Annotated in this window: 15 protein-coding genes; 4 read left to right on the top strand and 11 right to left on the bottom strand. The window is 34.7% G+C overall.

Annotation, left to right across the window (positions count from 1 at the left end):
* The first annotated feature begins 3 nt into the window (after positions 1–3).
* Positions 4–537 carry a 3'-5' exonuclease gene (locus G7081_RS02485; protein WP_166007125.1) on the top strand — a complete coding sequence of 178 codons (534 nt, stop codon included), beginning with the start codon at positions 4–6 and terminating at the stop codon, positions 535–537.
* A 30-nt stretch (positions 538–567) separates the two neighbouring features.
* On the opposite strand, the gene G7081_RS02480 is transcribed toward G7081_RS02485, so the two are convergent.
* The 4 genes from G7081_RS02480 to G7081_RS02465 form a co-directional block, all read right to left on the bottom strand.
* A complete protein-coding gene (locus G7081_RS02480) occupies positions 568–1089 on the bottom strand; it encodes a GNAT family N-acetyltransferase (RefSeq protein ID WP_166007123.1) in 522 nt (173 codons plus the stop codon).
* A 4-nt stretch (positions 1090–1093) separates the two neighbouring features.
* Positions 1094–1564: a tRNA (adenosine(37)-N6)-threonylcarbamoyltransferase complex ATPase subunit type 1 TsaE gene (gene tsaE, locus G7081_RS02475; RefSeq protein ID WP_166007121.1), complete on the bottom strand. Its 471-nt coding sequence runs from the start codon at positions 1562–1564 to the stop codon at positions 1094–1096.
* Positions 1565–1674: 110 nt separating this feature from the next.
* The gene (gene pta, locus G7081_RS02470) at positions 1675–2649 is read right to left on the bottom strand and encodes a phosphate acetyltransferase (RefSeq protein WP_166007119.1); all 975 of its coding nucleotides are present in this window, start codon (positions 2647–2649) and stop codon (positions 1675–1677) included.
* Between the two features lie 119 nt (positions 2650–2768).
* Positions 2769–3443 carry a uracil-DNA glycosylase gene (locus G7081_RS02465; protein ID WP_166007117.1) on the bottom strand — a complete coding sequence of 225 codons (675 nt, stop codon included), beginning with the start codon at positions 3441–3443 and terminating at the stop codon, positions 2769–2771.
* Positions 3444–3549: 106 nt separating this feature from the next.
* Here G7081_RS02465 and G7081_RS02460 point away from each other — a divergent pair, with 106 nt between their 5' ends.
* Positions 3550–4410: a Cof-type HAD-IIB family hydrolase gene (locus G7081_RS02460; RefSeq protein WP_166007115.1), complete on the top strand. Its 861-nt coding sequence runs from the start codon at positions 3550–3552 to the stop codon at positions 4408–4410.
* 21 nt (positions 4411–4431) lie between these two features.
* Here the strand turns inward: G7081_RS02460 and G7081_RS02455 are convergent, their stop codons facing one another.
* The 4 genes from G7081_RS02455 to G7081_RS02440 all read right to left on the bottom strand — a co-directional run bounded on the left by G7081_RS02455 (position 4432) and on the right by G7081_RS02440 (position 7630).
* Entirely contained in the window at positions 4432–4995 is a 564-nt protein-coding gene (locus G7081_RS02455) for a GNAT family N-acetyltransferase (RefSeq protein WP_166007113.1), read from the bottom strand.
* 104 nt (positions 4996–5099) lie between these two features.
* The gene (locus tag G7081_RS02450; RefSeq protein WP_166007111.1) at positions 5100–6167 is read right to left on the bottom strand and encodes a coiled-coil domain-containing protein; all 1068 of its coding nucleotides are present in this window, start codon (positions 6165–6167) and stop codon (positions 5100–5102) included.
* A 180-nt stretch (positions 6168–6347) separates the two neighbouring features.
* Positions 6348–6905, bottom strand: a complete 558-nt coding sequence (locus G7081_RS02445) for a flavoprotein (protein ID WP_166007108.1) — start codon at positions 6903–6905, stop codon at positions 6348–6350.
* The gene (locus G7081_RS02440; protein WP_166007107.1) at positions 6902–7630 is read right to left on the bottom strand and encodes a phosphopantothenoylcysteine decarboxylase domain-containing protein; all 729 of its coding nucleotides are present in this window, start codon (positions 7628–7630) and stop codon (positions 6902–6904) included. The genes G7081_RS02445 and G7081_RS02440 overlap by 4 nt, the downstream gene beginning before the upstream one ends.
* Before the next feature lie 174 nt (positions 7631–7804).
* Here G7081_RS02440 and G7081_RS02435 point away from each other — a divergent pair, with 174 nt between their 5' ends.
* On the top strand, positions 7805–8206 hold the full coding sequence (locus G7081_RS02435) for a GNAT family N-acetyltransferase (RefSeq protein ID WP_166007105.1): 402 nt from the start codon (positions 7805–7807) through the stop codon (positions 8204–8206).
* A gap of 28 nt (positions 8207–8234) precedes the next feature.
* Here G7081_RS02435 and G7081_RS02430 read toward each other — a convergent pair whose 3' ends face one another.
* Positions 8235–9170, bottom strand: coding sequence for a C40 family peptidase (locus tag G7081_RS02430; protein ID WP_238786655.1), 936 nt, complete (start codon positions 9168–9170; stop codon positions 8235–8237).
* Positions 9171–9340: 170 nt separating this feature from the next.
* Between G7081_RS02430 and G7081_RS02425 the strand changes: the two genes are divergently transcribed.
* Positions 9341–9766, top strand: coding sequence for a NusG domain II-containing protein (locus tag G7081_RS02425; protein WP_166007100.1), 426 nt, complete (start codon positions 9341–9343; stop codon positions 9764–9766).
* Positions 9767–9805: 39 nt separating this feature from the next.
* On the opposite strand, the gene G7081_RS02420 is transcribed toward G7081_RS02425, so the two are convergent.
* Positions 9806–11728, bottom strand: a complete 1923-nt coding sequence (locus tag G7081_RS02420; protein ID WP_202982270.1) for a heavy metal translocating P-type ATPase — start codon at positions 11726–11728, stop codon at positions 9806–9808.
* A gap of 138 nt (positions 11729–11866) precedes the next feature.
* Complete coding sequence (locus tag G7081_RS02415; protein WP_166007096.1) at positions 11867–12769, bottom strand: prenyltransferase; 903 nt, start codon at positions 12767–12769, stop codon at positions 11867–11869.
* Between the last annotated feature and the right edge of the window lie 119 nt (positions 12770–12888).

Here is a 12888-nt window from a genome sequence, read left to right as displayed (position 1 = left end):
TGTATGAATTTTATTGCTTTTGATTTTGAAACAGCCAATGCTGAGAAACATAGTGCCTGTTCAATTGCCTTAGTCATGGTACAAAATAGTCAAATTGTCGGGCATTATTATACTTTAATACGCCCAGAAACAGACTTCCATTGGAGAAATGTCCAAGTTCACGGCATCACACAAGAAGATGTTATTAACGCTCCAAGGTTTCCAGAAGTCTGGTCAGAAATTAGTCAGTATTTTCAAGATGCCCGATTACTTGTTGCACATAATGCAGCATTTGATATTAATGTTTTGAAAGGATGCTTATCTTACTATGGATTAGATCAACCTCATTATATGTCACTGTGTACTGTGAGAACTAGCAAAAAATTGTTACCTCATTTCGAAAATCATAAACTAAATACAGTCTCACGTAATCTTGGTATCCATTTAGAAAACCATCACCATGCTCTTGATGATAGCATTGCTTGTGCTTCTATTTTGTTAAAGCAAGAACAAATATTTGGTGTTGAACCTCTCAAACAATTAGTTAAATACATATAAAAGAAGCAGACACACGTGTCTGCTTCTTTTTTAATCTATTAGCAAACCCATCGTATAGACAGATTGCCATTCACCCTCACTACTAATTGCTGCTCTTTGGGATTCACCTTCGATTTCAAATCCAACCTTTTGGTAAAGTTGACAAGCTCGTTTGTTTCTAACTTGAACTTGCAATTCAAGTCTTCTGACAATTTCACTTTCGATTGCCCAACTTTTGACTTCTTCTAATAACATATTACCCAGACCTATGCCCCAAAACTCTTTATAAATACAGATACCCACTTCCCCAACATGGGAAACGCTTGGATGGCTATCACTTTTAACACTGGCAATACCAATGATTTTATCACCTGCTAGTGCAAGGAGTAATAAGTTGTTTTCCGATTGATATAGTTGTTCCAGCTGATTCGCCATTATTGATTCAGGCAATGTGATGTCTGCTTGAGTAATGGTTAAAAAATCGGTTTCTTCAGACAAATCCGCCATTGCTCGTTGAACAAAAAGAGCATCTTCTGGAACAGCCTCTTTTACGATGATTTCTATTTCTTCCAACTACTTACACTCCTAGCATATTTTTGATAATAGCGTCTGATAATTCAGTCGCTCTCAATCCCTTTGGAATAAACTGGATTGTTCGTTCGTTTTGTATTTCAGTATAATTTAGTTTTATTTGTAAATAACTAGCCGGTAGTTCATCTTGAACTTGCTGTCCCCATTCAACGATTGAAACCCCATCGCCTTCAAAATACTCTTCTAGACCCAATTCCAAGCCACCATCTTCTATCCGGTAGACATCCATATGATATAGAGGTAATCGTCCTTGATGATATTCACGAACAATAGTATACGTTGGACTTTTAATCATTTGATCAATTCCTAATCCAACAGCAATCCCTTTTGTAAAAGCCGTCTTCCCTGTTCCTAGTTCACCCGTTAAGACAATGCAATCACCTGACTTTAATAGGGCACCTAACTTCTGTCCTAAAGCAGTTGTTTCCTCAATATTTTGTAATACAAATGTCGTCATAACCATAACCTACCTTCACTGTTTGCCTACTAAGTATACCGATTAAAAATCAGCATGACAATGACAAAATAAAAAAGCTAGGTATCAATACCTAGCTTTAAATATTTAAATTAAGCCATTGCAGCTTGCCCAGCTGTAATTAGAGCTAATTTATAAACATCTTCTTCGTTACATCCACGTGACAAATCAGAAACTGGTTTGTTTAAACCTTGTAAAACTGGTCCAATCGCTTGGAACCCACCTAAACGTTGCGCAATTTTATAACCAATGTTTCCTGATTGAATTTCTGGGAACATGAAGACAGTTGCTTGTCCTGCTACTTTAGAATCTGGCGCTTTTTGTTTACCAACTGATTCAACAAAAGCTGCATCAAATTGCATTTCACCATCAATTTGGTATTCAGGAGCTAATTCTTGAGCAATTTTAGTTGCTTCAGCTACTTTAGTTACTTCTTCTGCTGATGCTGAACCTTTAGTTGAGAAACTTAACATTGCAACTTTAGGTTCAATATCAAACATTTCAGCTGTTTTAGCACTTGCTACAGCAATTTCAGCTAACTCTTGCGCATTTGGGTTTACGTTGATTGCACAATCAGAGAAGATATATTTTTCATCTTCACGAACCATTAGGAACGCTCCGCTTGTACGGCTAATTCCTGGTTTAGTTTTGATGATTTGTAGAGCCGGACGTACTGTATCACCTGTTGAGTGAACCGCACCACTTACCATACCTTCTGCTTTATCCATATATACTAACATTGTTCCGAAGTAGTTTGGATCTTGTAACATTGTGCGAGCTTGATCTTCTGTTGCTTTACCTTTACGACGTTCAACGAAAGAGGCTACCATCTCATCAAATTCACCGTAAGTAGCAGGGTTAATAATTGTTAAGCCATCAGCTTTAACACCATTTTCTTCTGCTAATTTAGCAATAGCTACTTCATCGCCAATCACTACTGGTTCTAATAAGCCATCAGCTGCTAAACGAATAGCTGCGCCTAATACGCGAAAATCATTACCTTCTGGAAAAACGATTTTAATATCTTTTCCATTAATTTGTTGTTTTAATCCTTCAAAAATATCCATGAGAAAACCTCCAAATTTTGTTTTAATACTTCCTTACTATCATACAACGAATACTAGCAAAATAACAGATTTTAATTCTTATATGGCAAGATTTTAAGCATCTTAACAGGAAGTATTGATTACACTATTTCTGGCAACTCCCAATTAATTTCACTTTGACCCATCTCTTTTAATAATTGATTTGTCTTAGAGTATGGCTTACTTCCAAAAAAACCTCGATATGCGGCTAATGGGCTTGGGTGTGGAGCTTCAATAATATGATGTTGATCATTAGTAATCAATGCTGTCTTTGATTGAGCCGGCTTTCCCCACAAAATAAAGATAATAGGTTCCTCCCTCTCGTTAAGAACCTCAATGGCTTTATCAGTGAATTGTTCCCAGCCTTTTCCTTTATGTGAATTAGGCTGCCCGTCTCTAACCGTTAAAACAGTGTTTAATAACAATACACCTTGTTCCGCCCAAGATTTTAAGTACCCATGTTTAACTGGCTGGATCCCTAAATCTGATGCCAATTCTTTATACATATTCGCTAATGATGGAGGCACCTTATTTCCTGGTAACACAGAAAAACTCAAACCATGAGCTTGGTTTGGTCCATGATAAGGATCTTGTCCCAAAATCACAACTTTTACATCATCAAAGTCCGTCAAAATAAATGCCGAATATAAATTTTCTTTTGTCGGATAAATCAACTCATTTTTATATTCTTTTTCAAGAAATTTTTCAAGCTCTTTATAGTAGTCTTTTTCAAATTCAAGGTTTAATTTTTCACGCCACTTATTTGATAATTCCATCTCATCACATCCTCCTTTTAAGAATACTAAAATATCGCAACACCCACAAGCTCATATCAGTTCTGTGATATACTATTCTTATCTTTATTATAACTGGAGGTTTACCATGATTGAATTAATTGCATCTGATATGGATGGAACGCTTTTAAATAACGATATGAAGATATCAACTGAAAATGCTGCCGCAGTCAAACTTGCCCAAAAACAAGGAGTTCACTTCTTAGTAGCTACAGGGCGTAGCCACACTGAAGCTCAACCCGTATTATCTGAAGTTGGAATTAAATGCCCCATGATTACCGTAAATGGCGCACAAGCTTTTGATAAAGAAGGACAGGAATTATTCACTTTCGCACTTGATAAAAATCAAACAAAACAAATTATTGAAACCCTAACTAAAGCCGAGCTATATTTTGAAATTGCTACTACACACGGTGTTTACTCAATTGGTGAAAAAGAACGTAAGGAGAACGCCGTACAGCTATTACTTAACCATTATGACAACTATACTGAGGAATCTGCTCGTGCCTTTGCACCAGAACATTTAGAACAATTACCTGTTAATTTTATTGCAAACTACAATGATTTATTGGATAATACAAACATTAAAATTCTAAAATTTATTGTCTTTTCATATAATAATCCCGGACAATTTATTCAGGCTCAAGAAGAAATCTCAAATCAACGTGATATTTCAGTAACATCATCTTTTGTTGGTAACTTTGAAGTTAATCATATTGATGCACAAAAAGGTAAAGCCGTAACACGTTATGCCCAATCACTTAATATCCCGTTAGAAAAGATTATGACACTTGGTGATAATTTAAATGATTTGAGTATGTTAGCCATTACTCCACATAGTTTTGCGATGGCTAATGCTGCAACCAAAACTAAAGAAATTGCGCAATACGAAACTGATACTAATGTAGATCATGGTGTTGCTAAAGCCATTTTAAAAATGTGCAAATAAAAACAGCCCTAAGGCTGTTTTTTATATTTCTTTTTGCATGTGATCATACAAATGACCACTAATTGTCTTACGACCTATTTCAGAAAATCCTTCACGCATATAAAGTTTTTTAGCTCTTGGATTGCCATCGTCCACACTTAATCCTAAACGAGAGGCCCCTTGGCTTTTTGCAAACTCAGGTAGTGCGTTTAACAACCTTGCACCTACTCCTCGTCCACGTTGATCTTCTCTTACTGAAATACTATCTAAATACCATTCGTTCGGAAACGCTTCTTTATCGGTAAACATCTGTTCTGAAGCGTCTATCCCAATTTCAGGGAAAATTTTCTTTAACGGCAAATCAACAATCGCTTCTTCTGACTCATTGTATCCATAAGCCATCCCAGCAACATTTCCCTCAAGTTCATCAACGATTGCTCGCTTATAGCTATATCGGAAAGTATCATCTTCAAAACCCGCTTTCAGTACTTCCACTACTTTATCGTAGCCATATTTTTTTAAGAATGGTAATTCCATATCTTCTAATATGACCATAATTAAAGGAATAACCTGATCTCGATCTTCTATTTTTGCTTTTCTAATCATCTTAAATAGCCTCCTAAATCTTCTAATATCAAGTATACGAGCCTAGTTTTAAGAAAGCAAATGAATCAAACTAAAAACCTACTGAAAAAAATCTCAGTAGGTTTTTATAGAATTTGGAATTGAATTGATTGTCTTCCGAAATCAACTGCTTCGTCTTGACTGCCAACAAAAATATCAATAATATTCCCGTGAACCACTCCACCTGTATCTTCAGCAATGTATACGCCAGAATAAGCAGGCGCTCCCGGAACAATAATCATAACTGATGATCCCAAAGGAATCACGCTAGGGTCTACCGCAATGGTACGATGTACACCAGGAACTGTCCCAGTTGCTGTCTTATTACCTGTTGCTATATACGCTGTAGCTTGACCGGTCATAATACTACCTGGTGTTTCTGGTTCTTCCTCAGGCAATGGTGTGGGCTCGGGTAAAGGCTTCTCTTTATCTTTTCCTTTATCTTTTCCTTTATCTTTACTACCTTTCCCGTTATTTTCTTCTGCTTTTTTAATTGCTTCTTCACGTTTTTTATTTTCTTTTTCAACGCGTTCACGAGCATATTTTTGAAGTAAATCACCATTTACTGCCAACTTACTTTGAAGACCACTAAGTTGATCGTCTAAACCGTCTTCTTCAGTTTTGGCTTCGTCTTTTTGTTCTTCAAGCTTCGTCTTAGTTATTGTTAAGTCTTTTTCAAGATTTTCTAATTTAACTCGATCTTGATCTAGCGTTTCAATTTTTTCTTTTTGTGCTGAACCTAAAACTGATATAGCATACATTCTATTAAAGAAATCATTAAAACTATTTGCCGATAACAATGTACCGAATTTTGTTGTCCCTACTGATTGTAATTGTAACGTTTGAAGTTGTTCTCCAACAACGTCCATTCTTTTATCAATATTTGTTTGCGTTTCTTCAATTGAAACTTTAGTTTTTTTAATTTCTTGTTCTGAATCAGAAATCTTTTCATCTAATTTAGCAAGCTTTTGATATTTTCCATTTATATTTGAAACTAATAAATCAATATCCGTGGATATTTCTTCTGCAGTTTCTTGTGCTTTAGCTTCTTTTTTTGATATGTTACCAATTGGCTCCGCCAACATTTGAGCTGGGAAAACCATTGCTATGAACAGTGTCATTATCATAAGATAAGTTGCCTTTTTAATAGTCATCGCACCTCACACCCTACGCTTTCTCTTCTAATCTCATCTCTTCTAACTATCTCATTATACTGTATCTCCATGCTCCGAATGTAACAATTTGATTACAATTCATTACAAAGAACGCTATATAACAAGGTTTTGTAATAAAATACCGCTCTATAAAAGAAAAATACTCTTTAAAAGAGTATTTTAAGCGTTTTGAATCGACAGTTTATCGACAACATAATCAACAATTTCGGTTACTGGAGCTAACGCACCTATACCAACATCTCCACAGGCTAGCATTTCAGAAATCGGTTTAATTTCTTCATAACCATACGATTTTAATTTATTTAAATTATCTACTGTCACTGGCTGTTCATACATCTTAGTATTCATTGCAGGGGCAATAATTTTAGGTGTATCAATTGGGACTGCCATACAAACGGTCGTTAACATATCATCTGCAATTCCATTAGAAAGTTTACCAATAATATTAGCAGTTGCTGGCGCAATCAGTACTAAGTCACAATTTTGGGCTAACGCAATATGATTTACTTTATCCGCAGCAGCTTCTTTCATTGTATCTGTATGCACGGGATTTCCCGATAAAACTTGCATCGTTAATGGCGTAATAAACTCTGTACTATTCTTTGTCATGACAACATGTACTGTGATTCCTTTTTTCTTAAACTCTGATACCAATTGAGCGGATTTATAAGCCGCGACACTTGCACTAACACCTAATACGATTGTTTTATTTTTCATTTTTCTTTCTCCTTTAATACCGCTTTAACAATACCTTGAGCGATCGCTTGTTTGGTTTTATATTCTTCTACTATACCTTCACTATTAAGTAGGATTGCTTGATGATTATCCCCTGATATTAAAGATTTGTCATTGGCGAGCACAAACTGACAATCATTTTTAGATAGCGTTTTTTTTGCAACACTCAATAGTTCTTCCTTTTTGACATTAACTAGCAATTTAAATCCCACTAACAAAACATTAGGATCCCATAATTTTATTTTAGAGATTATTTTGGGATTTTTCGAGAGCCTAACAATAATATCTTCACTGCTCGAACTCATTTTTTTGCCTTTTGTTTCATTTTTAGAAAATAACCGCCAAAATGAAGACGTTGTTGGATTTTTCTTTTGGATATATTCATCCACTTGTTCATCTGTGATAACTCCATTTGCAAAGTAATCACTTACTGCCATACTGTGAACTACTACAGAAATTCTTTCTACCTTAATAAGTTTTTCTAATTGATAAGCGAGATCTCTCGCAGATTCTACTCCGATCGAACGGACCGCACTATTATCAGGCATATGCGCATGAAGTCCATGAATATAGATAACTTCCGTAATACCTGAACTGGCAAATTCGTCTGCTATTAAACTACCTAATCGACCCGTAGAAAAATTATTTATCCCTCTTACGTCATCAATTTTTTCAGTTGTTCCTCCCGCTGTCACGATTACCTTCATTCTGCACCTCATTCTCCTAGTGAATAATACTATTTTAGGACAGTTAACTCTAAAAAGAAAGCAGCTTGCTTATTTATTATAAAAATCGTAACTATGTTAAACTAAGGTAAAGGAGCAATTTACATAATGAATAATATTAGCTTGATAGCCATCGATTCAAGTAATTGGAGGACAGTGGCATCCTTATCCGTTTCAAAAGAACAAATTCATATGATTGAGAGCAACAAAGACTGCTTACTTGAAGCAGCTTTTGATACTCATTTAGAATGGCAACCTCTTGCAATTTATGCTGAAAACATACCAATTGGCTTTACGATGATTGGTGCTTTAGATGAGAAACCTGGCACTATTTGGCTAGATCGTTTTATGATTGATTATCGATATCAAGGTAAGAAGTATGGCAAAAATAGTTTAGCATTAATTCTTAATTATATTTCTACTGAATATCCTGATAAAAAAATACTCCTTAGTGTCCATAGATCAAATAATTTTGCCATCAATCTCTATAAATCATTTGGATTTAAATTAACTGAAGAAATTGATCCAGACAACCAAGAAATTATAATGATTAAATAAAAACAGTGCTTTTTAATGGGCGCTGTTTTTATATTATACGCCTTGCGAAATCCGGTTGAAATAAAGACACTGGCATCTCTTTCACAACATCTTCCGGCTCTGGTGCCATGATCATGTTACCATCGCCTGAATAAATTGCAACATGATAACTTACTCCTTTCTGACCCCAAAATAATAAATCACCAATCTCAATATCGGAAAGCTCTACTTCTTTTCCACATTTTTCTTGATCTGTTGTCACGCGCGGTAATATAACACCATTATTCGCAAAAACATATTGTACTAAGCCAGAACAATCAAACCCGTCCGGATTTGTCCCGCCCCAAATATAAGGTATTCCAATACAGTCACGCGCTTCCATAACAATTTGGGTTTGTACCGTTATATCTTGGTTCTCCACGTCACTTTTACCTTTTATTTTAATTGAACGATCATACTTCGTTAAATTTAATTCATTAATTAAATATTTTAATTTCTCACCATACAACGGATCACTAGCAAAACGATATGTTAGTATATCTGCAACTTCTTCATATGTTTTAGAAATATTTCGGTGAGTTGATTTATAATAATTTTCTTCCGCAGTAATTCCTTTATTCATTAAATTAACATAAGCTTTAATTCCTTCTTCTGGGGAATTGAACACTTGAAAACAACTTACTTCCATCACCGAGTCCGTAAAGTTCTGCTTCAATCCAAAAATATTATTCACATCAGTATTTGCTAGGTAACTTTCTCCATAACTTGTTGCAAGAATTGCTTGAGCAATCATAATTGAAGCAAATAAATCATTTTCTTGAGCTTGATTGGAAATTAAACTTGCAATCTTGACTATAAAATCATTTTGCTTTCCCGTTAGTTCAGACTTCATCTCAACATTATCATCACTTCTTGCTTGAACTATCATCACATTTTGATAAACAAGAAATATAAAACATGGTATCAACCATACAATTTTTTTCACAAACAAACCACCCTTCTCTGTTCGGCTAGAAACATGACTACAATAGCTATTAACAAGAAGATTCGGGCAAACCCATCTTAAATATTTACAAATTATCTAATATTGACTAATCAGGTGAAAATAGGTAATCTATTTTATATGTACAACTAAGTAGAAAGAAGGGTTAATTAATGTTCTGGTCTGAGATAAAAAAACAATTTAAGTTGTTTGATGGCGTTATTATTATATCCTTGATTATTTTATCCTTTCTACCCTATGGCATTTTTGCTTATAGCCAAGGTAATTATAGTTTAAAAACTGATGAAACTACTGCCATTGTTTCTATCGATGGCAAACCCATTGATGAATTCATTTTAAATGCGCACACACCACACAAAGAAATAACTTACCACCCAAAAGGAAAACAATATAATATTATCGAATTGGAAGGCACACGCATCCGCGTGAAAGAAGATAATAGTCCTGATCAGGTAGCTGTAAATACTGGTTGGATTAGTAAGCCTGGACAAACAAGCGTCTGTTTGCCACATAGATTAGTAGTCGAAATTAAAGGCGTTCCACTTGATGACGACGATGATATGATTATTAGCTATTAAAAAAGAACAGCCTCAAGGCTGTTCTTTTTCTTTTCCTAGCTATTCCTTAATAGGCAACAGCAAGCGAAGACCATTTAAAATAACTAAAATTGTACTTCCTTCATGAGCAATAACACCTAAAGGTAAGTCCATTCTACCAAATATATTAAGAACTACTAATAATATGATTACCGCTAAAGAGAAGTAGATGTTTTGCCATACAATCTTATCTAATTTTTTAGCAACTTTATGAGCATAACTAATCTTAGTTAAATCATTTTGCATTAATACAGCATCTGCAACATCTATCGCAACATCTGTTCCGTCACCCATAGCGATACCGATATCAGCTTTTACTAAGGCTGGCGCATCATTCACTCCATCACCTAGCATCGCAATAATACCGTATTTCTCTTGTTGTTCTTCAACGATTGCCGCTTTATTTTCCGGAAGTACATTACCGACAATTTCATCCATTCCAAGTTGTTTACCGACGGCTTGACCCGTTCTTTCGGAATCACCTGTAATCATCGTTGTGTGAACACCCTGAGCTTTCAAGTATTCAATAACACCTTTAGCATTTTCATTAGGGACATCCATCATAGCGATTAAACCAACTACTTCTTCATCTACTGAAAAATAGACAACAGTTTTTCCTTCAGTAGCATATTGTTCATTTAAAACTTTCACTTGTTCAGGTGTATTTGTAAATGTTTCTGGTTTTCCAATTCTGTATGTTTTTTCTTCAAATTTACCAACTAACCCTTTTCCTAATTCATTTTCAACGCTCACTGATAATTTAGTTGTTGCTTCAAAATGAGCTAAGATAGCGTCGGCTAGAGGATGATTTGCTGTTTTTTCCATTGCAACAATCACATCTATATATTTATCTTTTTGTGCCGCGTGATTATCGTCAAAGAAAGCATCCGTCACTTTAGGCTTGCCTTCAGTTAAAGTACCAGTTTTATCAAAAGCAATCCCTTGAACATCTGATAAGTTAGATAAATATGAACCACCTTTGAATAATACTCCGCGTTTAGCCAAATTAGATACAGCAGATAATGTTGCTGGTACAGCACTTGCTGCAAGAGCGCACGGTGAAGCAACCGTCAAGAAGACCATACCGCGGTAAAAGCTCTCTCTGAAATCCCATCCCAGAAAGAAATAACCTGCTAGGATAAATAGTGGAACTAAAATTAAAACGGTTTTAACATAAATAGGTTCAATTTTTTGAATTTTTGTTGCTGTTTTAGTCATATTAGATTGCGACTGGTTAACCATTTGTAAAATTTTAGCAAATAAAGTATCTTTCGAATCTTTTGTCACTTCCATCACAAATGAACCATTACCATTAATTGTGCTACCAAAAACCTCATCACCAGCAGTTTTTTCAGCAGGCATACTTTCCCCGTTAATTGCTGATTCATCAACTGTACTCTGACCTGAAACTAAAACACCATCTGTTGGAATTTGATCACCATTTAAAACTTTTAATTGATCACCAATACTTAATGACGCTACCTCAACAAGTTCAACTGTCCCATCAGATTTGATCAATCTCGCTTCAGTAGGATTCATTTTTAATAAGTTAGTAATTTCACGCTTACTTTTACCTTCAGCATACTCTTCTAGGAAGTGGGCTCCTGCAAAGATAACAATTAATAACGCACCTTCTTGAAAATCACCAATAAACATCGCACCAATTGCTGCTAAAGTCATTAAAATATGTACATTGGGTGTGAACTTACCTTTTGATTTTGTGGCTGTAATCGTATCGATAACACCTTCTTCAATGATATGGTACCCAGATAATAACATTGAGAATAAAAATAATGTATTTTTTAAAATACCTGCATGCAACACAAACGCAATAATAAACAGCGCTAAACCAGCAAAAAATAAAATAACTGGCAACTTACCGTGATCATGCTCTCTTTCTCCGTGTTCTGTTGAAACTACTTCTACTTCATGATTGTTTGACATGACATACCCTTCTTTCATTAATTCTCCATTTGATAAATACGTATGATAATATTTTCATGTGTTAATCATACAATAATTACATTTTTTATGCAACTAATCAACAAAAAAACCGCCATATAATATGTCGGTTTTTGAAACTTAAAGGACACTTCCGATAACAAATAATACAGAATAAACGACCATCATTATGATTAAATTCTTAATCGCTAGTGGGAAAGTCTTCTCTTTATCTTGGGACATTAAAAAACGACTGGTATTTTTTACAATAAACGGTAATATCGCCAAAGTAAAGATAATGGTAATCGGGGCTATTTCCGTCATAATTAACAATAAAATTATCATAAACGGACTGTATGCCAAAAATGAAAATAACTTCAATGACTTATCCTTACCGAGATAATAAACTAATGTATACCGATTATTCAAGATATCTTCTTCTAAATCACAAGTATTATTAGCTAACATGAGATTAGCGATATAAAACATCGCTGGAATCGACATTAAGAGAACCTTGATCATAAAGTTTAGGTTGAACTCCTGAACATCGTAAATATTTAAATACACACAAATCAATGGGATTAAATAACCCATTGCAACTCCTGACGCAATCTCACCTACCGGTAATGATGATAGCGGAATTGGACCAGCTGAATACAAAATTCCAATAGCATAACTAATGATTCCCAGCGATAAAATCACCCAACTTGTTTGCGCTGCTAACCATATTCCTATAGCCGAAGAAATTCCAATTAATCCGATAATCATTAACCTAATAACGGGCAAAGATAAATTTTCTCGTCCAATTATATTAGTCTTATCTTTATAATCATGATCCTCTGTAGCATTGTGATAATCCATATAATTATCTAAAATATCAACTGCCATATTAAATAAAAACATCGCGATAAAAAAGATTATCATATAACCGACATTAACTTGTTTAAAATGAAACCAACTGTACGCCATACCTAAAATAAAAGGAAAGACACTGGCAGCCTTTGCTTTTAATTCTATAAGTTCAAAAAATATTTTAAAAGTCATAACTAGCCTTCTTTCTTGAGACAATCATAATTTTATAAAACAGACGGCTATCACTTGTAAATACTAGCTCAACTGTTTGACACGACCTTCATTTTAAGCTAAATTGGAAATAGTGTAAA

This window comes from Vagococcus coleopterorum (assembly GCF_011303955.1).
Taxonomy (GTDB): Bacteria; Bacillota; Bacilli; order Lactobacillales; family Vagococcaceae; genus Vagococcus_D; species Vagococcus_D coleopterorum.
The sequence above is the reverse complement of the archived record's forward strand: the minus strand, read 5'-3'. Positions and strand labels throughout refer to the sequence as shown.